Origin of the sequence: Mitsuokella sp. AF33-22 (genome assembly GCF_003475755.1) — a bacterium.
Taxonomy (GTDB): domain Bacteria; phylum Bacillota; class Negativicutes; order Selenomonadales; family Selenomonadaceae; genus Mitsuokella.
Genome location: NZ_QRQA01000009.1, coordinates 102,318 through 123,757, shown reverse-complemented (window position 1 = coordinate 123,757; position 21,440 = coordinate 102,318). Strand labels below are relative to the sequence as shown.

Here is a 21,440-nt window from a genome sequence, read left to right as displayed (position 1 = left end):
TGTAGATAAAGGTGTCTTGACAAAATGCAAAATGAGGAGGACAGGAATGTGCCAAGGATAGTGGATACTGAGATTATGGAAGAGCACATTGAGTCGACCTATATGGTTCCTTTTGCAGAATTTGTCGATCGATTTGATACGTTTCGAGATGGAAGTTTTCCGAGCCATTGGCACCATGGCATGGAGATCCACCTTATATTAAAGGGCAGAGCCAGATTCTTAGTAAATGGAATTGCCTATACCGTAAAGGAAGGAACAGGAATCTATATTGCATCACGGGCAATTCATTCTATGAAAAAGGCCGATAACGGCACGATAAGTTATAATATTGTGGTAGATCCCCAGATATTTATCTATTTCTTACGCAATATACAGTGTACGAAATATATCGCTCCTTTGATTCAGGAATTACCAGATGCATTGCTTATCGAGAATAGCAATGAAGAGGGAAATCGTGTACTTTCTGCGCTTGCTTCTATCCGTGACATCGATAAAGACGAAGAGGCATATGAACTTTTCGTCCTAGAAAAACTCATATGCCTCTGGCGCAGTCTCTATCTTATTGTCCCACATCGTCCGGGGGGCAGGCAAAGCCGCGGTAAGATGCTTCGAGAAAAACGCATGCGCATTATGGTGGAGTTCATACGAAAGCATTTTAATGAACCAATTTCCATCCGTCAAATTGCAGAAGCCGCCAATGTCAGTAAGAGTGAGTGTTATCGCTGCTTTTCTCTTCTCTCGGAGGTGCCCCCAAGTGAATACCTCAATAAGATTCGTTTGCTTCATGCAGCTCAGCTTTTAGCCAATACAAATCATAGCATTATTACCATATGCTATCAGGTGGGGTTCAATGATACGAGCTATTTTGCCAAGATGTTTAAGCGGGAATATGGCCTTTCCCCTAGGTCATATCGTAATAAGGAACTCATGGCTCACTGTTTGAGTTTAGATCCCGTATGAAAGTTCTTACTATGTTTGCCGCCATTCATTGTATGAATGGCGGTCTTTGTATTCAGAAAACCCCTGGTTAGACCAGGGATTCCGTAAAGCTTTAGCTATGAGTCTTTGAAGGAATAGAGAAACCTCCCTAGAAAGTAATACTTACGGTCCGTCGACTGCAATATTATCAATCATAGGGAGGTTTCGTCGTTTATTGTTCCGGACTGCCGTCCGGGTCGGCTGTCAGCGGGTACTGGCCGAGCATGGTGGTCAGGGTGTCCCGTGTGAAGCGGTAGGTATTGCTCGTGAAGTCCTGGCCGGGATCGTAACGCTCTGAGGGGGCGTTCAGAAGGCCGCAGATGGTGTCGTAGAGCATGTCATTGGTGAAGTAGCGGTCACGGTGTGCGCGCATGGCATTGGCACGGCGCGGCAGGACGCTCTGGTAATCCGGCGACATGTAGATCCACATCGGGATGCGGACCATGTCGAAGCTGAAGACGTCCGGGTTATGCGAAATCGTCAGGTTTTCTCCATGGTCGGAGAAGTAGACCATGGCCTTGAGGTTGAGATTTTTCTGTGCGTAGTCGAAAACCTGTGAGAGGATGTAGTCCGTGTAGAGGATACTGTTGGCGTAGGATGCCGCGGAGGTCATGCTGGATGAGCCGTCGTCAGCCTGGAAGGTGTTGAAGGTTTCCGGATAACGGTTATTGTAGTAGATGTGGCTGCCCATGATGTGCAGGACGATGAAGTTGTTCTTGGCCGGGTCAACCTGCGCGAGATACGGCAGCAGGGTTTCATCGTATTTATCCGAGAAGTTGTAGGAGTCATCCGTCCATTCCGCATGGTCGGCCGTCTTGGCGACGAGCGTGATGGCACTGTCGTACTGGCCGTAGCGGCCCTGGTTGCTGAACCAGTATGTCTCGTAGCCGGATTTCTTGGCGACATCGAGGATCGAGGCGGATTCGAAGAATTCCTTGTCGTTGTACTGGCTCTGTTCCGTCAGGGCGCGCTGCAGGGTCGGGACGGTCTGCGTCCAGGAAGAGTAGGCATTCCGGAAGAAGACGAAGTTCGGGTCCGCGGCCTTCTGGCTCTGCCAGGGCGTATCGTCGTATTCGTAGTCATTTGTGTAGACCTTCATGTAATTGCGCGAGGCCGATTCGCCGATGACGACGATGACGGTGCCGGGGGCCTTGGCGGCCAGCGTCTGCGTGCCCTCGATATGCATGCTGTTCAGGCGCTCGTCATGGCCGATGCTGTACGTCTGGGTCTGCGTTACGTAGCTGTCGACATCCTTCCAGAGGTCAGCAATCGAGGTCTGCGGCAGGTACCAGTAAAGGGAGCCGAGCATCGATACCGTCAGGAGTGCGATGGCACCCATGCGGCCGGCCGTCGTATCCTCAGCCAGCAGACGGCGCGCAAAGGCCATGTGGCCGCGCCAGCAGGCGTAGAGGAAGAGGGCGAGACAGAGAATGATGATGGAGGCCGGCAGGATGCCGACGTTCGATTCGATGAAATCGATGCTCTCGCGCCAGTTCGTCAGGTAGAGGGCCATCAGGGAGGCCGGCGACAGGCAATGCCAGACGATGCAGTAGTAGGCAAACTGGATGAAGGGGATGACGATGCCGATGAGGTTCAGGAGCGCCATAAAGGCGGCGACGATCTTCTCGTGACCCAGGCGGAACAGGGCGGCTTCCAGGGCTGTCAGCAGGATGAATTCCGATGTGCCGACGATGAAGTCGAAGCAGATCTTGGACATGTACCAGTCCTGGCTGTACGTCCAGGTGTAGAGCAGCGGAAAGGCTGCACACCAGAGCAGGCCTGTGAAGAGGTTCGGCAGCGTTGCCCAGGAAAAAAGCGGCACGCGCATGCCGTACTGGATCAGCACGAGTGCCAGCATGACGGGAACGAAGATCGGTATGAAGTAATCCGCACCCATATCCTGGCCGATGTCAATGTAAAAAGCGATCAGGCAGATGTAGTAGATGCCCGCGGCCGTCAGCCAGCGGATCAGACGATCCTGCCTTTCCGTAGAGTCTAGCATGTTGTTCTTCCCTCGGTTCTGAAAAAATATCCATTAAATGATAGAATATCCGTTAAAGGTGATTGGCGGCCTCATCTCGTGCCGCAAAATTGAAATAAAAATCCCGTCTTATTTTACTTGATATCCTGTCTTTCGTCAATTTGTTGGAGGTTAGAAGAAAACGGGCAGGAGCGCTTGAAAGGCGGCCATAATGGAGTATCTCTGTCCGTTAGGAGAATTTTTCCGATTGCCAGATGCGGGCATCTCTGCTACAATATATACCTGTCACAATGAATCAAAACACAATATGTAGGGGAGGCGGGGTGACGCTGCACAAGATGAGCGATATGGTGCGGCGTCTGATGAAGTATGAATTTAAAAACCGTAACCAAACGTTCTGGCCACACCGTGCCGTATAATCGCGAAAAGATTTTCAACGCCATTGCCGGTGCCAATGTGGACGGTGGCAGCACGATGACGGAAAAGGATATCGACGAGGTGACGAGCCAGGTTGAATGGGATATCAAGGACCGTGACAACGTCAGCGTCGAAGAGATCCAGGATATCGTCGAGCAGGAGCTCATGAAGTACGATTTCTACGATATCGCGAAGAAGTACATCACGTACCGCCAGAAACATGCGGAACGCCGCGCGGCGCAGAAGCATCTGATGGAGGCGTATCGCGACATCTTCTTTGCCGATGCCGTCGATTCGGACCTCAAGCGCGACAATGCCAACATCAATACGGATGCCTCCATGGGCATCATGCTGAAGCTCGGTGCCGAGGGTGCAAAGCATTTCGTCGACAATTACGTGCTCGATGAAGAATTTGCGGAAGCGGACCGCGAGAACTACATCCACATCCACGATAAGGATTTCTCGCTGATCACGTTCAACTGCTGCCAGATCGATCTGTTGAAGCTTTTCCATGGCGGTTTTTCCACGGGCCACGGTTTCCTGCGCGAGCCGAATTCCATCCGTGCCTATGCATCGCTGGCCTGCATTGCCATCCAGTCGAATCAGAACGACATGTTCGGCGGCCAGAGCATCAATGCGTTCGACTATGCCATGGCCGAAGGCGTCAAGAAGTCTTTCCGCAAGGCCGTGCTCGATGAGGCGCACAAGGCGATGATTTATCGCTTCGGTGCGGCGCAGTTCGGCAAGGGTTCGGATTTCAAGCAGAAATTTGCCGCTGCGCTCGACATGACAAAATGCCATTATACGGAGAATGACGATGATCCAAAGGCACGCGAGAGCGTCGAGACGATTGTCAAGGCCCTGGAGAGCGTCCTGGTTGATGAGTACCATAAGCCGACTACGGAAACGAGTCTCGATGCCGGCAACATCTACCACCTTTCCTGTGAGGATGTCGTGGAAGAGACGCATCAGGCCATGGAGGCACTCATCCACAACTTCAATACGCTGCACAGCCGCGCCGGTGCGCAGGTGCCGTTCAGCTCCATCAACTACGGTCTTGATACGTCGCCTGAGGGCCGTCTCGTCATCAGCGAGGTCCTCAATGCCATCTGGGCGGGCCTTGGCAACGGTGAGACGCCGATTTTCCCGATCTCGGTCTTCCAGCTCAAGGCCGGCATCAATTACAATCCGTCGGACCCGAATTACGATCTCTTCCTCAAAGCCTGCAAGGTCAGTGCCAAGCGTCTCTTTCCGAATTTCGTCAACATCGACGCGCCGTACAACCTGCAGTATTACAAGCCGGGCAATTACAACAGTGCTGTTGCCACGATGGGCTGCCGCACGCGCGTCATGAGCAACGTCAACGGCCCGGAGGAATCCGGTTCCCGCGGCAACTTCTCCTTTACGACCATCAACCTGCCGAAGCTGGCACTCGAGGCCAAGGGCGATCTCGACAAGTTCTGGCAGCTCTATGATCACTATATCCAGCTCAGTCATGATTACCTGCTGGAACGACTGCACGTCATCGAGCAGAAGCATGTCTACAATTACCCGTTCCTCATGGGACAGGGCGTCTGGATGGACAGCGAGAAGCTCAAGCCGACGGATTCCATCAAGGAAGTGCTCAAGCATGCTTCGTATTCCATCGGCTTCTGCGGTCTGGCGGAATGCCTCAAGGCCCTTACGGGCAAGCATCACGGCGAGAGCGAGGAAGCGCAGCAGCTCGGCCTCAAGATCGTCGGCCATATGCGCGAGATGACGGACCGTTATACGGAAGAGGAACACCGCAACTGGTCGACGTTTGGCACGCCGGCTGAGAGCACGGCAGGCCAGTTCCAGCGTGCAAACCGCAAGAAGTACGGCATCATCCCGGGCGTCACGGACCGCGATTACATGACCAACTCCAGTCATGTGCCGGTTTATTACCCCATCAAGGCCATCGACAAGATCCGCATCGAGGCGCCGTATCATGCGCTTGAGAATGCCGGCCACATCGCCTACATCGAGATGGATGGCGATCCGTCGAAGAATGTCAAGGCTTTCGAAGCTATCGTGCGCGCCATGCATGATGCCAACATGGGCTACTTCTCCATCAATCATCCGGTTGACCGCGATCCGGTCTGCGGCTACACCGGCATCATCGAGAATGAGTGCCCGCACTGCCACCGCAAGGAAATCGAGAAGGGTCATCTGCGCATCAAACGCATGAAAGTCTGAAAATACAACGTGTAAACTTGTAACTCCCTCCCGCTTGTTGTACAATGGTTGTACCATAAGGATAAGAACTTGGGAGGGTACAAGATGAAAACAATCCATACCGAAAAAGCACCTGCTGCCGTAGGACCGTACAGCCAGGCCATCCACACGAGCGGCACCGTCTATCTTTCCGGCCAGATTGCCATTGATCCGGCTGCCGGCAAGATTGTCGCCACGACCATCGAGGAACAGGCAGAACAGTGCTGCCGCAATATCGAGGCCGTGCTTGCCGCGGCTGATACGGATATGGAGCATGTCGTGAAGACGACGTGTTTCCTCGCGGATATCGCGGATTTCAAGGCGTTCAACGAAGTCTATGCCAAGCACTTCGTCAGCAAACCGGCCCGCAGCTGCGTGGCTGTCAAGAATCTGCCCGCAGGTGCTCTGTGCGAGATCGAGGCCATTGCCATCCGCTGAACGGCCGTTCCCTGCAAGGTGTGATATCAGCAGCCTGCATCCACTGCGATGCAGGCTGCTTTTTAGTAACTTTTTTCATAATGAGAAAAAAAAGAACAAGTTGTACAACAAGCCTTATAATAAGATAAAATTTACATGAAAAAAGCATGAAGTATGTTTTGTTCCATGACAATCGTGCTATTCTGTTGAACAGAAAGAACTGGCCAGTTCTACAAAATCAACAAACATATATTTGTGCTTATACATTATGTGATGATAGGGAAGAGGGTTTTGTTGTGAGAAAAAAGGTACTCGTCGCAACGCTGACGGCTCTGGCGACGGCCGCTTCGATGGCAAGTGCTGCTCCGCAGACCTCCTGGGAGCAGGGTGAATGGCAGCTGGATCTCGGTGCCTGGGCACCGAAGGCAAAGTTTGCCAGCAATGAGAGCAGCTCCAAGTGGAACTTCAATGTCGGCCTCGGGTATCCGATGCTTCGCAGGAGTACAACGAAGATCTGTCGAAGCGCCGCGTTGACAATGTGGCCAAGTATGCAACCGACAACGGTGTCAGCAGCAGCCGCATGAGCCTTGACTACAAAGGCGAGAACAACCCGGTATCCACGAACGCAACGGATCAGGGCAAAGCCGATAACCGCCGCGTTGATATCTGGGAGCATAAATAATTCCTTCACGACAAATAATGAGAGCTCTGACTTCGGTCAGAGCTTTTTCTGTTGGGAAAATATGGAATGAAAAAAGCTGTCATCATCCGGAAGATGTGACAGCTTTTTGACATGTTGGGAAGGCGGAGGTATTGTTTACCCGAAGAACTGCTGATACAGAACAACGAAAAAGACTATAACAGCACAACCAAGACAAACCAGACTGGTCCGTTCCACGATGACTTGCATGGTTTCACTGAGCTTGGCGTGACGGCGGATATAAGTCAGAGACAGTGAAATCGTCAGCAAAGCGTACATGGAACGATTCATGACATCAAGTTGCGACCAGCCGGCAATCCCCACAAAAACAGTGAAGACAATTAAAATCAGCAGCATGTAATCCTTGCCAACTTTGGGCTCAGGCGTCTTTTTTGACGAATTTTTCTGGGAATACAGCTTTTTTTGCAATTTTTTGTACTGATTTGCCATAACGGTACACCTATCTTTCTTTACATGTAATCACCCCATATTATACATTTTTGTAAACTTTTTTGCAAAAAGAATTGCAGGTGTCAACGATGCTTGTTAAAATAAAAGATACGATATTTCGCAAAGCAGACCGTTTGCGGTTCTAATAAAAGAGTTGGAGGGATTTTTATGATCCGAGAACATCGCAGCAGGAGCAAGCTGGAAGGCTACTATAAGAAATTTGTCGAAGAGGGAGTGCTTGACCCGAACGTGCATCCCTGGGTGGCAGAATCGTGGCTCAAGAGCAAGGAGCTTGGCATTGGCACGGAGACGATGGACGTGACGCGCAAGATGGCAAAGGATGAGTTTGCCGATCTGCAGAAGAAGCATCAGGATGCCATTGACTACCTGGGCAAATTGAGCGAGGAAATCCGTGAGTTTTTCCAGGAGTACAATCTGTCGCTGCTGCTCATCGATGCGGAATGCCGCGTGCTCAAGAGTTATTCGCTGCCGTTCTACCAGATGACGCCGGGCGAGATTGAGGGTGTGCGCGTCGGCATCGAGGATATCGGCACGTCGAGCATCAGCGTGGCCTATGCACATCAGACGGCGTTCTGGATGTTTGGTCCGGAGATGTGGATCAAGGAGTGCCAGCTCGGTGATGCGTGCTCGGCGCCAATCAAGGTCAACGGCGAATTCCACTACATCATCACGCTGGTGTCGATGGAGCAGGTGCCGTTGCCGCAGGATGCCATCATCGCGCTGCTCTATACGATGAAGAACGCACTCGAGCAGCATCTGACGGAGTCGATTCGCATAAAGGCCGAAGAGGCCATCCTCGATGCGACGCCGTTTGCCGTCTACCACGTCATGCCGGGCGGCGAGGTGGCTTATGCCAATGAGCTCGGCCATACGCGCCTCGAGGGCATCGGTGCGAAGAAGGACGGCGATAAGAAGTATACGTCCAATCTCAACGACGTCATCATGAATTACCAGCATACGCCCATCTACAAGGGCTTCAATGGTGTGCCTTCGTACAACAAGGAAGTGACGTGGATTACGCCGAAGAAGACGTATGAGGACATCACGACGGTCGTGCCGCTCGAGCGCGATGCCGACCGCGCGGTCGAATCGGTGGTCGTCGTCTCGATGCCGATTGAGGACCTGCGCACGCTCGTGGCCCATGCGGCAGGCTATACGGCCAAATACAGCCTGAGTTCGATGGTGGGCGAGGGCACGACCTTTGCCAGCGTGCGCGCCAAGGCTGCCCGTGTGGCCAAGAACAAGCATCACATCCTCATCCAGGGTGAGGCGGGGACCGGCAAGCAGCGCATGGCACACGGCATCCATCAGGCCAGCCCACGCGCGGCAGGCCCGCTCATCTCGCTGCGCTGCGGCGATACGACGCCGGAACTTCTCGAGCAGGAGCTCTTCGGTGTCATGATGAGCCCGGAGGTCAGCCATCAGGGACGCCTCGAGCTCGCTTCGGGCGGCACGCTGTTCCTCGATGAGATCGAGAAGATGCCGAAGAACATCGCCGTCGAACTGGCCAATGCCCTCAAGACGGGCAGGACGCGCCGCATCGGCGAGAACGTCTACCGCGATATCGATGTGCGCATCATCGCGGCCTGTGACAGCGATCTCAAGCGCCTGACGGAGCGTGGCCTCTTTGCCCCGGAACTCTACGAGATCGTCTCGAAGAGCGTCGTGCGCGTACCGCCTCTCAGGAGCCGCCGCGAGGACATCCCGAAGCTCGCTGAGCATATCGTCGCCGAGCTTGCCGAGCAGCATCAGATGAAGCCAAAACGCATCCTCAAGGAGACGGACGATGTCCTGCGCAATTACGACTGGCCGGGCAACATCAAGCAGCTCCAGAGCGTGCTGGAGTACGCCTTCTTCAATACGACGAAGGATACCATCGCACCCGAGGACATCAGCCTCATGGGCGATGTGAAGCCGGACAACAAGTGGAAAGAGGATAAGGATGTATTCGTCAAGGCCTGGCAGGCAGCGGGCGGCAATGTCAGCCGTCTCGCCAATCTGTTGAATGTCAGCCGCGTGACGCTTTACCGTTATCTGAAGAAATACAATCTCGAGAAGAAATAAGGAGATCAGACTGTGCGTTTAAGAAGAAAGCCATGGGTCGATGAGGCCATCCATGAATTCGATGATTTTGTCGTGAGCCGTGACCAGGAAATCGGCGAGGAGAAGAAGGGCAAGTGGGCGGAAATCTTTGGCCGCCAGGCCCCGCTCCACGTCGAGCTCGGCACGGGCAAGGGCGATTTTATCAGCCAGCTGGCAGAACGTCATCCGGAAAACAATTACATCGGCATCGAGATGCAACAGGATGTCCTGTATTCTGCTGCGAAGAAGGTCGCGGAAAAGGAACTCAAGAATGTTCGCCTGCTGGTCTTTGACATCAATCACATCGAGGATATCTTTGCGCCGGGCGAGGTAGACCGCTTCTACATCAATTTCTGCGATCCCTGGCCGAAGAAACGCCATGCGAAGCGCCGTCTCACGCATGTCGGCTTTCTCGAGAAATATCGTCAGCTTCTCAAGAAAGGCGGAGAGCTGCACTTCAAGACGGATAATCGTCCGCTCTTTGATTTTTCGCTGGAACAGTTTGAAGAAGCCGGCCTGCGCGTCCAAGATATCTCCTTCGATTTGCACGCGGAAGATCGTCCGGACAATATCATGACGGAATACGAACGCAAGTTCAGCGGCTTCGGCGAGAAGATCAATCGCTGCGAAGTCATCTTTGATTGACTTCTCATAAGGAGGCTTTTTGATGCGTATCCGGAAAACCCTCTGGAGCAACGAGGCAGAACCGGTTATTGTGATCATGGCCGTGCTGCTCCTGCTGGGGACCATCAATGTGTTCAGCTCGAGCTTTGTCAAGGCGGCTACGGAATACAACAATCCGTATTATTTCCTGCTTCGCCATGTCATCTGGCTGCTCATCGGCATCTCTGTCTGCTTCGTCTGCAGCCGGATCAATTACCACCGCTGGCGTAGATGGCTGCCCTGGTTCCTGCTCTTTGTCGTCGCTTCACTGGTGGCCGTTCTGTTCTTTGGCAATGTGGTCAATGGTGCGCGGCGCTGGCTGTCCGTTGGCGGCTTCAGTTTTCAGCCGGCTGAGTTTGCGAAACTTCTCGGCATCTTCGTGGCGGCCAATTACCTTGCGGTCCAGGTCAAGGCGGGAAGAACCATCAAGGTCTGGAGCGGCCCGTACATCCTGATGGCAGTTGTGGCAGGACTCGTCGAGCTTGAGCCGGACATGGGCACGGCCTGCATCGTCTTTGGTGTGCCGTTCCTCATGGCCTTTACCGTCGGCATTCCGTGGAAATATCTCAAATTCCTGCTGCTCGGTGCCCTCGTCGTGATTCCCACCCTGATTGTCTCACAGCCCTATCGCCTGGAGCGCGTGCGTGTGACGTATGATCCCTGGAGCGATGCGCAGGGCGTAGGTTATCAGGCGGTCCAGTCCATGTCGACCATCGGCTCGGGCGGCTTCTGGGGCATGGGACTCGGCACGGGCGTCAGCAAGTATGAATACCTGCCGGAGGCCCACACGGACTTCGCCTTTGCCATTTTCGCCCAGGAGCATGGTTACATCGGCGTCTTCATGGTCATCCTGATGTTCTTCCTGCTGACCATCTGCTGCTATTACATCGCAAGCCGCGCCCAGGATCTCTATGGGCAGATCCTGACCATCGGCATCATGCTGCTCGTCGTCGGCCAGGCTGTCGGCAATCTCTTCATGGTCAGCGGCGCCTTCCCGGTCGTCGGTGTGCCGCTGCCGTTCATCAGTTACGGCGGTTCATCCCTGATCGTCACGATGGCGTCGATGGGCATCCTGCTGAACGTCTGCTACCATGGGCGCAAGAGTCAGTCACCACAGTCTTCTGAGTCCATACAGGAGGAAAGCCCTCAAGAGCCGCCTTCCCAGCCGGCGGGGCTCCATCTCGTAAAATAGGCTTTTTTGACGGACGCTTGTCTGTTATGGTAAAATGATGGAGTAGATATGTCATAGATAGATGTGCTTTTGAGTGGATATTCAGAGAGAGGTGTTTTCACTTGCATAATCGATGGTTTTTTTCCATGGTTCTTCTGGTGACCCTTACCCTGCTCTCCTTTACGACAGAAGCATTCGCTTCTTCGATCCTCGTCAAACAGGGCTCGCGTGGTCAGGCTGTGCGCCGGGTGCAGACGCTGCTCATCGAGCAGGGCTGGCTCGATGACAGTGCTGACGGCATCTGCGGTGCCAGGACGGTGGCCGCCATCAAGGCGTTCCAGAAGGCCAATGGGCTGGATACGGACGGCATCTGCGGCAACGGCACGTATTGGGTGCTTTCAGGCGGCGAGGAATACGACGGCCCCGAAGAGGGACTGGCGAGCCGCGGCGGCAGCCGCGTGATTTATGTGAATGCGACGGCCTACAGTGCCGAAGACCCCGGCAATTCGAGCTATACGGCCTCGGGGACGCGTGTCCGCTACGGGGTTATCGCAGTGGATCCCAGTGTGATCCCGCTCGGGACACATGTCTATATCCCGGGTTACGGGGAGGCTGTAGCTGAAGACATCGGCTGGGCCATCCAGGGAAACCGCATCGATGTGGCATTCGACACACATGAAGAAGCATTGAGTTTTGGCAGACAAGATCTGGAAGTATATATCAGGGATTGATTCCCTTTCAGAATGGAGCACGGCTTTGGCCGTGCTCTTTTGCGTATGCATAGCTGCACAAAGTATACAACAAAAGTGTAAACTTACACTTTACTTCGTGTACTTTTTAGATATTTTTTCCGTTTCAACGATACAAGTTCGCATAGAACACGAGGAAAGTCCGTTTTAGAAAAACAAAATAGGTGTATCGGTGCAATTTTTTAATACAAGCTATTGACTATTGTAAAGGTGTAAACTATAATGAATGCATCGCATGGAAATGCAATAGAGATTTGGGAAAGCAAAAGGGAGGAATCCGTATGAATTTCAGCAAGAAAAGCTTGAAACTCGCCAGCGTGTTCATTGGCACGATGCTGATGGGCGGCGTGCTGGCAGGCTGCGGCAGCCAATCGGATAGCAATGAGATCAAGGTCGGTGCAAACTTCGAGATGACCGGTAACGTCGCCAACTACGGCAGTGCGACACTCGACGGCCTGAAGCTCGCCATCGATGAGATCAACGATGCCGGCGGCGTGGACGGCAAGAAGATCACGCTCGTCACGGCCGACAACAAGTCAGAGGCGTCTGAGGCCGTCAATGCCGCGACGAAGCTGATCTCGGATGATAAAGTATCGGTTCTCGTAGGCCCGGCTGTCACGGCTAACGTCATTGCCGAGTCTCAGGTGGCGACGGATAACAAGGTCCCCATCATCGCGCCGGATGCCACGAGCCCGGATGTCACGGTAGAAAATGGTCAGGTCAAGCCGTTCGTGTTCCGCAGCTGCTTCATCGACCCGCAGCAGGGCACGGTCATGGCGAAGTTTGCCAGCGAGAACCTCAAGGCCAAGACAGCTGTCATCTATGTCGACAACAGCACGGATTACTCCAAGAGCCTCGGCAAGGTCTTCAAGGAGAAGTTTGAAGCTGCCGGCGGCAAAGTCGTCATGGAAGAAGCCTTCCTTGCCAAGGACCAGGATTTCAAGGCCACTCTGACGAAGATCAAGACGGCAAATGCCGATGTCATCTTTGTTCCGGCTTATTATGAAGAGGTCGGCAAGATTGTCAAGCAGGCCCGCGAGCTCGGCATCACGAGCCCAATCCTCGGCACGGATGGCTGGGATGATTCGAAAGTAACGGATATTGCCGGTGCCGATGCCCTGAACAACACGTATTTCAGCACCCATTACTCCGATAAGGATGAATCCGTAAAACCGTTCGTGGAAGCATTCCAGAAGAAGTACGGTCATATGCCGAACGTATTCGCTGCTCTCGGCTATGATGCCGGCAAGATGCTTGCCGATGCCATCAAGCGTGCAGGCAGCGCAGATCCGGAGAAGATCCAGAAGGCTCTCGAGGAGACAAAGGACCTCAAGGTCGGTACGGGTACCATCACGATGGACAAGAACCACAACCCGATCAAGCAGGCCGTCATCCTGGAGAACAAGAATGGCGATCGCGTAATGGTTGCCAAGATCATGCCGGAAGAGTAAGGAACAGCGAATAGAAGGGGGCCGCAGGAATGCGGCCTCTTGCCATCTGTATGGAAGGAGCTCTCTATGGAAGTCTTGCATCAAGTCTTGCAGCAGCTCATCAACGGCATATCGCTCGGGAGCATCTACGCCCTCATTGCGTTAGGCTATACGATGATTTACGGTATTATCAAGCTCATCAACTTCGCCCATGGCGATATCTACATGGTGGGCGCTTACATCGGTTTCTTTGCCATCACACAGGCACATCTCTCAATCGTGCCGTCACTGCTCATCTCGCTTGTCGTTACGGGCGCGCTCGGCATGCTGGTCGAGCGGCTGGCCTATAAGCCGCTGCGCCATGCACCGCGTATCTCCGTGCTCATCACGGCTATCGGCGTCTCGTTCTTCCTGGAGTACACGACGATGTATTTTGTTTCGCCGACGCCGCGCACGTTCCCCGCGATGTTCGGCGATGTCGCCGTGACAATCGATTCCCTCGGCGGCATCGTCATCAACGGTCAGCAGATGCTGATCCTCGGCATCACGGCAGTGCTCATGGTCATCCTGACGTACATCGTCCAGCGGACGAAGACGGGCAAAGCCATGCGCGCGGCCTCCTTCGATACGGAGACGGCCGAGCTCATGGGCATCAATTCGGACCGCATCATCTCGATCACGTTCGGCATCGGTTCGGCGCTCGCAGCTGTCGCCGGTGTCCTCGTCGGCATCTACTACAATTCCATCGATCCGCTCATGGGCATCATGCCGGGCCTCAAGGCCTTTGTCGCGGCTGTCCTCGGCGGCATCGGCATCCTGCCGGGCGCCGTGGTCGGCGGTTTGATTCTCGGCGTCGTCGAAGCGTTCGTCTCGGGCTTCATTTCCTCGACGTTCCGCGATGCCGCGGCTTTCGCCATTCTGATTCTCGTGCTCCTGGTCCGCCCGACGGGCATCTTCGGCAAGAACACGAAAGAAAAAGTGTAAGGAGGGGAGCATATGAAGTACTTACGTAAAAATGATCTGATCATGCTCGCCCTTTCCCTGGTCCTGTTTGCCGTGCTGCAGGGAATGATCACGGGACGCATCCTGAGTTCCTTCTGGCAGCTCAATCTGCTCATCATCGGCATCAATATCATCCTGGCCGCGAGCCTCAACCTCATCAACGGCTATACGGGCCAGTTCTCCCTCGGCCACGCCGGCTTCATGGCCGTCGGTGCCTATGTCGGCGTCGTGCTCACGACGAATTTCCATGTGCCGTTCGGCCTCGCGCTGATTGCCGGCGGCATTGCAGCCGGCTTCCTGGGCTTCCTCGTCGGCATTCCGACCCTGCGCCTGCGCGGCGACTATCTGGCCATCGCGACGCTCGGCCTCGGCGAAATCATCCGCATCGTCATCATGAACATCCAGTATGTCGGCGGTGCAGCCGGCTTCAAGGGCATCCCGCACAACACGACGTTTGCCTGGGTGTTCTTCATCATGCTGTTCACGCTGTTCTTCATCAAGAACTTCGTCAACTCAAACCATGGCCGCGCCTGCCTGGCCATCCGCGAGAATGAGATCGCGGCAGAATCCATGGGCGTCAATACGACAAAGTACAAGGTCATGGCCTTTACGATTGGCGCGGCGTTTGCCGGTGTGGCGGGCGGACTCTTCGCGCACTGCTTCTATATCATCAGCCCGTCGTCATTCACCTTCATGCAGACCTTCAATTACCTCATCATGGTTGTCATGGGCGGTCTCGGCTCGATCACGGGCTCGATTGCCGGTGCTTTCGTCGTCACGTTCATTTCGGCGGCCCTCGCGAGCTGGCCGGAGTTCCGCATGATCATCTACGCCATCGCGCTGATTCTTCTGATGTTTTATCGTCCGCAGGGCCTCTTCGGCTACATGGAAGTCACGAATATGGGCATCTTCCGCCGTATCTTCAAGAAAGGAGGCACGCCGCATGAGTGATATGAATGAAATCCTGCTCGCCGAAAACGTTTCGGAGGTTTTCGGTGGCCTCAAGGCTGTGTCTGACTTCAATCTGCGTCTCAACCGCGGCGAGCTCGTCGGCCTCATCGGTCCGAACGGCGCGGGCAAGACGACTGTGTTCAACATGCTGACCGGCGTTTATCAGCCGACCTCGGGCAACATTTCCTTCGAGGGCAGGAGCATCGTCGGCCTCAAGCCGTACCAGGTCACGCAGCGCGGCATCGCGCGTACTTTCCAGAACATCCGCCTGTTCTCTGAGCTCACGGTCTTGGAGAATGTCAAGATTGCCTTCCATTATCATGTCAAATACGGACTGATTGAATCCGTGCTGCGCATCGGGCGCTACTTCCGCGAGGAGGAGGCTATCGAGGAGGAGAGCCGTAAACTGCTCAAGATCTTCCATCTGGAGGATAAAGCGGATGAAGTGGCGAAGAATCTCCCATACGGCGCACAGCGCCGCCTCGAGATCGCCCGCGCGCTCGCGGCCAAGCCGAAGCTCCTGCTGCTCGACGAGCCGGCTGCCGGCATGAACCCGCAGGAGACGAAGGAACTCATGGATATGATCCGCTGGATCCGCCATGAATTCGGCCTGACCATCCTGCTCATCGAGCATGATATGAGTCTCGTCATGGGCATCTGCGAGCGCATCTATGTGCTGGAGTACGGCGAGGTCATCGCGCAGGGGACGCCGGACGAGATCAAGCAGAATCCGGAGGTCATCCGGGCTTATCTGGGCGGCGAATGACGCCGTCCATCAGGTGAAAAGTACGGAAAGCAGGTATGTATATGGCAGAACCTATGCTGAAAATAGATAACATCGATGTATACTACGGTGCCATCCATGCACTCAAGGGCATCAGCCTCGAGGTCAATCAGGGCGAGATCGTGACGCTCATCGGTGCCAACGGCGCCGGCAAGTCGACGACACTGCGCACAATCTCGGGCCTCCTGAAGCCGAAGAACGGCTCCATCACGTTCATGGGGAAGAATATCGCCGGCGTGCCGGCTCATCAGATTGTCCGCGAGGGCATCTCGCAGGTGCCGGAAGGACGCCGCGTCTTTGCGGAGATGACCGTCATGGAGAACCTGGATCTCGGTGCCTTTGTACGCAAGGACAAGGCAGGCATCCAGAAGGATCTCAAGAAGGTTTTTGAGCTCTTCCCGCGCCTTGAGGAACGCAGGAATCAGTCGGCCGGCACGCTGTCAGGCGGCGAGCAGCAGATGCTCGCGATGGGCCGTGCGCTCATGAGCCGTCCGAAGCTCCTGCTGCTCGATGAGCCCTCCATGGGTCTCGCGCCGCTGCTCATCAAGGAAATCTTCCACATCATCGAGGACATCAACAAGAGTGGCACGACCGTATTGCTCGTTGAGCAGAATGCGAATATGGCGCTTTCGATTGCCAACCGCGCGTATGTGCTCGAGACGGGACGCATTACCCTGTCCGGTGCAGCGCAGGAACTCGCTGCGAGCGAGGATGTCCGCAAGGCTTATCTGGGCGGCTGATCCGCAGTTATGGCAGGATTTTCCCGTGCTGGCAGCGAAGTATTTCGGCAAAGTACAGGCAAAGGATGTAAGGGGGATGAAGTGATGTTTGTAGCAAATCGCATGGCGAAGAACCCGGTGACGGTAACGCCGGATACGACAGTGGACGAAGCGGCTTCCGCGATGCGGAAGGGGCATTTCCGCCGCCTGCCGGTTGTGGAGAATGGCAAGCTCGTGGGCTTCCTTTCCGACAAGGACCTCATGCGCGTGATGCCGTCGCCGGCCACGACGCTCTCGCGCTATGAGGAGCGGTCGCTCCTCGCAAAGCTCAAGATCTCGGATGTCATGCAGACACCGGTCATTTCGGTCGATGAGGACGCCACCATCGAGGAAGCGGCGCTCATCATGTACAAGCATAAGATTGGCGGTCTGCCGGTTGTCTCTAAAGTCGGCACGGTCGTGGGTGTCATCACGGAGACGGATATCTTTAAGACGTTTGTTGATGTCATGGGCCTGCAGGAGGGCAAGACGCGCCTGACGCTGCTCGTCGACAACAAGATCGGCGTCGTTCACGATATTGCCGGCATCTTCACGGAGTGTGGCCTTTCCATCGACAGCCTCGTGACCTGCCGTCAGCCGTACGGCAAGTATGAAATCGTCGTCCGCGGCGATATTCCCGATGTCGATGACGTGAAGAAGAAGATCGAGGCCAAGGGCTACGAGGTCATCCATACGGCCAAGATCGGCTGAGGACATTTATGCGCCGCACAGGAAAAGCTGTGCAGCCATCGGTTTTTCAGGCAAAGGAGCCTTTTCCCACAGAAGGGATAAGGCTCCTTTTGTGTTTTGTATACAGATAAACATTACATAATTACATGTATTCTTTTTCAATGGCTTGATTACTGTATATAATCTATGTTATACTCTTATACGTAATATATTTGTTAATACATGTTTGTATGAGAGCGGGGGCGTTTTCGATGAAGTTACATGCATTCACCAAAATGTTGGCTGTGGGTATCATAGCAGTCCTCAGTGTTGCCATGCTTGCAGGTTGTGGCAGCGAAAGTTCACAGAAGAAATTCCTCAATATCGCCACGGGCGGTACGGCTGGTACGTACTATCCGATCGGCGGTGCGATGGCGGAAATCCTCAACAAGGATATTGAAGGCATGAACGCCAGTGCGCAGAGCACCGGCGCCACGGTGGCGAATATCAACATGCTCAAGGATGGTTCCGTCGACCTGGCCATTGTCCAGAATGATATCACGTATTATGCCGTTCACGGCACGGAGATGTTCAAGGACAAGAAGGTCGACAACATCCGCGGCATCGCGACACTGTATCCGGAAACCTGCCAGTTTGTCACGCTCGATAAGGCCGGCATCAAGAGCATCGCGGACCTCAAGGGCAAGCGCGTAGCCGTCGGTGCGGCAGGCTCCGGTGCAGAGGCCAATGCCCGCCAGATCCTCGAGGCATATGGCATCACGTATGATGATATCGATGTCCAGTACCTGTCCTTTGCGGAAGGCGCCAGCGCCCTCAAGGATGGCAACGTCGATGCCGCATTCCTGACGGCTGGCTATCCGACTTCCTCCGTACAGGATATCGCTTCGCAGAACAAGATTCGCCTGCTGCCTGTGGATGCGGACAAGGCTGATGCTTTGATTGCCAAGTATCCGTTCTACACGAAGACGACGGTACCGGCTGGCACGTATGCCGGCTTTGATGAGGATGTCCCGACCATCTCGGTCATGGCTATGCTCGTTGCATCCGATAAGGTGGACGATAAGCTGGGCTATGAAATTGCCAAGGCGCTCTTCACGAACCTTGACCGCCTCCAGGCAGCACATTCCGTCGGCAAGCTCATCACGAAAGAGGGCGCCATGAAGGGCATGTCCCTCGATATGAATGCCGGCGCAGAGAAGTTCTTCAAGGAATGAGGAATGAACGTCATCTGACCGGTGACAAGAGCGGCTCCTTTGCCGCTGTCAATACAGATTTTGTTTCATGATGGGATAGAGACTTCCTTCCATGGCTCCGGCAGCAGTTCTTCTGAGCGGAGCGGCGGCCCGGCACTCGTTGCGGGGAAGCTTCTCGTGCAGGTGCGCATGGGGCGATGGCGGGAAGTCTCTTTCTGGTTGAAGATGGTGATTTTTTGCTGCGCAATGCTCGCATTCCGATTGTACTCTGCCTGCTGGGCATCTGCCTCGGGCTGCTCGACGTGCTGCTGACGCCCTGCTTTGTCGTCTCAGCAGCCGGCGAGCGGGTGGCTCTCGTGGAGGCACGCCCGGAGCTGCCGTTTTCCATTCACTTCATCCATTCGGTGCAGAAGACGCCGGTGATGGAAAATCTGGAAGTGAACGAGAAACGCGATGGCTTTGACCTGCTTTCGACGAAATACCAGTCGTTTGGCGTCGGCCTGCCCTTCCTTGCGGAAGAAGGGGCGTTCCGGCAGGAAGGGGATTATTATGTATTCGATCACATGCATCGTCATTTCCCGTCACTCCAGCTGCGTACCGGAGTCGGGACGAAACTCACCCTGACGGTCGCGGGCAGGGAATACCGGCTGTATGAACGGTATGCACCCGGCACGCGCATCGATCTTTACATCGCGCCGCTTTACCGTGCTCTGTGCGGCTGACGCATTCAGGAAGGGATGGTATCCATATGACAGATAAACCCGAAAAAAACAAACCAGCATCCACACCCGAGGACATCCTCAAGAAATACGACAAGGAATCCGATACCATGATGTATACGGGCCTCATGGCCAAGATCGTTTCGGCCATTGCCATCGTGTTTTCGGTGTTCCAGCTCTATACGGCCACGTTCGGCGTGCTCGATGCACAGCTCCAGCGTGCTGTCCACCTGGGCTTCGGCCTCACGCTTGTCTATCTCTTGTATCCGACGCGCAAATCCTGGTCGCGCCACAAGCTGCATCCGTTTGATTTGCTGCTGGCCATTTTAGGCGCGGCAACACCGGCGTATATCGTCATTGAGTACCGCCAGCTTGTCCTGCGCTCGGGCATGGTTTCCAGCACCGACCTCGTCGTCGGCACGCTCGGCATCCTGCTCGTCATCGAGGCGGCGCGCCGTATCGTCGGCCTGCCGATGGTCTGTGTTGTTCTGGCTTTCATCGCCTATGCATTTGCCGGGCCTTACATGCCGGGGGTGCTTGCGCATCGCGGCCTGACGCTGGAGCAGCTCGTCGGTCATCTCTACTTCACGACAGAAGGCGTCTTCGGCATCCCGCTCGGCGTTTCCTCGACCTTCATCTTTCTCTTCATCCTGTTCGGCGCCTATCTGGAATCGACGGGCCTCGGCAAATTCTTCATCGACCTCGCGAATGCCGTGGCCGGCTGGGCCAGCGGCGGCCCGGCCAAGGTTGCCGTCCTGTCCTCCGGACTCATGGGTACCGTCTCGGGCAGCTCGGTTGCCAATGTCGTGGGAACGGGCTCGCTGACCATCCCGATGATGAAGAAGCTCGGTTACCACAAGAACTTTGCCGGCGCTGTCGAGGCAGCCGCTTCGACCGGCGGCCAGCTGATGCCGCCGGTCATGGGCGCTGCGGCCTTCCTGATGGCGGAGTTCATCGGCGTGCCGTACATCGATATCGTCAAGGCTGCCATCGTACCGGCTTTCCTCTATTTTGCCGGTGTATGGCTCGGCGTTCACTTCGAGGCCAAGCGCAGCAACCTCAAGGGCATCCCGCGCAAGGATCTGCCGAAATTCGGCGTCATCCTGCGCGAACGCGGCCATCTGGCCCTGCCGCTCATTGTCATTGTCTATCTCCTGGTCGCTGGCTATACGCCGATGCGTGCCGCTCTCGTGGCCATCGTGCTCTCCATTGTCTGCTCGGCTCTGCGCAAATCGACGCGCATGAAGCCCATTGAGATCGTCAAGGGGCTCGACAAGGGCGCGCGCAACGTCCTGTCCGTACTCGTCGCGTGTGCGGCGGCCGGTATTGTCATCGGCGTTGTCACGAAGACAGGCGTGGGCCTCAAGCTCGCTTCCGGCCTGCTTGACCTCTCGGGCGGCCTGCTGCTGCCGACGATGTTCTTCACGATGATCACGGCCATTGTCCTCGGCATGGGCGTGCCGACGACGGCCAATTACGTCATCACGTCGACGATTGCCGCGCCGGCGCTCGTGCAGATGGGCGTACCAGTACTATGCGCGCATATGTTCGTATTTTACTTCGGCATCATCGCCGATGTCACGCCGCCGGTGGCCCTCGCGGCCTTTGCCGGTGCCGGCATCGCGGGCGGCGATCCGCTGAGGACCGGTATCAATGCCTCGAAGCTGGCCATAGCAGCCTTTATTATCCCGTACATGTTTGTCCTGTCGCCGGTCCTCCTGATGGTGGATGCGACGGCGTTCAATCTCATCATGACAACACTGACCGCGCTCATCGGCATGATTGCCGTATCGTCGGCGCTCATCGGCTATCTGGCGGACGACTGCAGCCTGCTTGAACGCCTCGTGCTCGTCGCGGGCGGTCTCATGATGATCAAGCCGGGCTACATGACGGATGCTGCAGGCTTTGTCCTGTTCCTCCTCATCCTCTTCCTGCAGCTCAGACGCCGCAAGGCGGCAGCCGCTGCCTGACATGCTTATTTTTCGGGCATTGACATAATAAAAGAAAGGCGTTTCCATTCATTTGGAAGCGCCTTTCTTTTATCAAGGG

The 21,440-nt window shown here is 55.0% G+C and carries 20 protein-coding genes; 18 read left to right on the top strand and 2 right to left on the bottom strand.

Going from position 1 to position 21,440, the window contains the following annotated elements:
• The first annotated feature begins 48 nt into the window (after positions 1-48).
• Entirely contained in the window at positions 49-960 is a 912-nt protein-coding gene (locus tag DWZ54_RS07340; RefSeq protein ID WP_158573635.1) for an AraC family transcriptional regulator, read from the top strand.
• A gap of 190 nt (positions 961-1,150) precedes the next feature.
• Here the strand turns inward: DWZ54_RS07340 and DWZ54_RS07335 are convergent, their stop codons facing one another.
• Entirely contained in the window at positions 1,151-2,980 is a 1,830-nt protein-coding gene (locus tag DWZ54_RS07335; protein ID WP_118475174.1) for a phosphoethanolamine transferase, read from the bottom strand.
• A gap of 348 nt (positions 2,981-3,328) precedes the next feature.
• Between DWZ54_RS07335 and DWZ54_RS07330 the strand changes: the two genes are divergently transcribed.
• The 4 genes from DWZ54_RS07330 (at position 3,329) to DWZ54_RS12020 (ending at position 6,710) form a co-directional block, all read left to right on the top strand.
• Positions 3,329-5,593, top strand: coding sequence for an anaerobic ribonucleoside triphosphate reductase (locus DWZ54_RS07330; RefSeq protein ID WP_118475172.1), 2,265 nt, complete (start codon positions 3,329-3,331; stop codon positions 5,591-5,593).
• A gap of 84 nt (positions 5,594-5,677) precedes the next feature.
• The gene (locus DWZ54_RS07325) at positions 5,678-6,049 is read left to right on the top strand and encodes a RidA family protein (RefSeq protein WP_118475170.1); all 372 of its coding nucleotides are present in this window, start codon (positions 5,678-5,680) and stop codon (positions 6,047-6,049) included.
• Positions 6,050-6,324: 275 nt separating this feature from the next.
• Positions 6,325-6,612 (top strand): hypothetical protein, encoded by a 288-nt coding sequence (locus DWZ54_RS12025; RefSeq protein ID WP_233541650.1) that lies wholly within the window; start codon positions 6,325-6,327, stop codon positions 6,610-6,612.
• Positions 6,567-6,710 (top strand): hypothetical protein, encoded by a 144-nt coding sequence (locus tag DWZ54_RS12020; RefSeq protein ID WP_233541649.1) that lies wholly within the window; start codon positions 6,567-6,569, stop codon positions 6,708-6,710. Before DWZ54_RS12025 ends, DWZ54_RS12020 begins: the two co-directional genes overlap by 46 nt.
• 135 nt (positions 6,711-6,845) lie before the next feature.
• On the opposite strand, the gene DWZ54_RS07315 is transcribed toward DWZ54_RS12020, so the two are convergent.
• Positions 6,846-7,178, bottom strand: a complete 333-nt coding sequence (locus tag DWZ54_RS07315) for a hypothetical protein (RefSeq protein ID WP_118475166.1) — start codon at positions 7,176-7,178, stop codon at positions 6,846-6,848.
• A gap of 168 nt (positions 7,179-7,346) precedes the next feature.
• On the opposite strand from DWZ54_RS07315, the gene DWZ54_RS07310 reads away from it, so the two are divergent.
• The 13 genes from DWZ54_RS07310 (at position 7,347) to DWZ54_RS07250 (ending at position 21,361) form a co-directional block, all read left to right on the top strand.
• A complete protein-coding gene (locus tag DWZ54_RS07310) occupies positions 7,347-9,263 on the top strand; it encodes a sigma 54-interacting transcriptional regulator (protein ID WP_118475164.1) in 1,917 nt (638 codons plus the stop codon).
• Positions 9,264-9,275: 12 nt separating this feature from the next.
• A complete protein-coding gene (gene trmB, locus DWZ54_RS07305; RefSeq protein WP_118475162.1) occupies positions 9,276-9,926 on the top strand; it encodes a tRNA (guanosine(46)-N7)-methyltransferase TrmB in 651 nt (216 codons plus the stop codon).
• 22 nt (positions 9,927-9,948) lie between these two features.
• A complete protein-coding gene (ftsW, locus tag DWZ54_RS07300) occupies positions 9,949-11,136 on the top strand; it encodes a putative lipid II flippase FtsW (RefSeq protein ID WP_118475160.1) in 1,188 nt (395 codons plus the stop codon).
• Positions 11,137-11,261: 125 nt separating this feature from the next.
• Positions 11,262-11,846 carry a 3D domain-containing protein gene (locus DWZ54_RS07295; RefSeq protein ID WP_118015092.1) on the top strand — a complete coding sequence of 195 codons (585 nt, stop codon included), beginning with the start codon at positions 11,262-11,264 and terminating at the stop codon, positions 11,844-11,846.
• 299 nt (positions 11,847-12,145) lie between these two features.
• Positions 12,146-13,315 carry an ABC transporter substrate-binding protein gene (locus DWZ54_RS07290; RefSeq protein ID WP_118475158.1) on the top strand — a complete coding sequence of 390 codons (1,170 nt, stop codon included), beginning with the start codon at positions 12,146-12,148 and terminating at the stop codon, positions 13,313-13,315.
• 66 nt (positions 13,316-13,381) lie between these two features.
• A complete protein-coding gene (locus DWZ54_RS07285; RefSeq protein ID WP_118015094.1) occupies positions 13,382-14,278 on the top strand; it encodes a branched-chain amino acid ABC transporter permease in 897 nt (298 codons plus the stop codon).
• A 12-nt stretch (positions 14,279-14,290) separates the two neighbouring features.
• Positions 14,291-15,247 carry a branched-chain amino acid ABC transporter permease gene (locus tag DWZ54_RS07280; RefSeq protein ID WP_118475156.1) on the top strand — a complete coding sequence of 319 codons (957 nt, stop codon included), beginning with the start codon at positions 14,291-14,293 and terminating at the stop codon, positions 15,245-15,247.
• A 1-nt stretch (position 15,248) separates the two neighbouring features.
• A complete protein-coding gene (locus DWZ54_RS07275; protein WP_118475209.1) occupies positions 15,249-16,013 on the top strand; it encodes an ABC transporter ATP-binding protein in 765 nt (254 codons plus the stop codon).
• Between the two features lie 53 nt (positions 16,014-16,066).
• Positions 16,067-16,771 (top strand): ABC transporter ATP-binding protein, encoded by a 705-nt coding sequence (locus tag DWZ54_RS07270; protein ID WP_118475207.1) that lies wholly within the window; start codon positions 16,067-16,069, stop codon positions 16,769-16,771.
• Between the two features lie 84 nt (positions 16,772-16,855).
• A complete protein-coding gene (locus tag DWZ54_RS07265) occupies positions 16,856-17,500 on the top strand; it encodes a CBS domain-containing protein (RefSeq protein WP_118015096.1) in 645 nt (214 codons plus the stop codon).
• A gap of 254 nt (positions 17,501-17,754) precedes the next feature.
• A complete protein-coding gene (locus tag DWZ54_RS07260) occupies positions 17,755-18,693 on the top strand; it encodes a TAXI family TRAP transporter solute-binding subunit (RefSeq protein ID WP_369974331.1) in 939 nt (312 codons plus the stop codon).
• A gap of 215 nt (positions 18,694-18,908) precedes the next feature.
• Complete coding sequence (locus tag DWZ54_RS07255; protein ID WP_370245758.1) at positions 18,909-19,394, top strand: DUF1850 domain-containing protein; 486 nt, start codon at positions 18,909-18,911, stop codon at positions 19,392-19,394.
• A gap of 26 nt (positions 19,395-19,420) precedes the next feature.
• A complete protein-coding gene (locus DWZ54_RS07250) occupies positions 19,421-21,361 on the top strand; it encodes a TRAP transporter permease (protein ID WP_118475152.1) in 1,941 nt (646 codons plus the stop codon).
• The last annotated feature ends 79 nt before the right edge of the window (positions 21,362-21,440 follow it).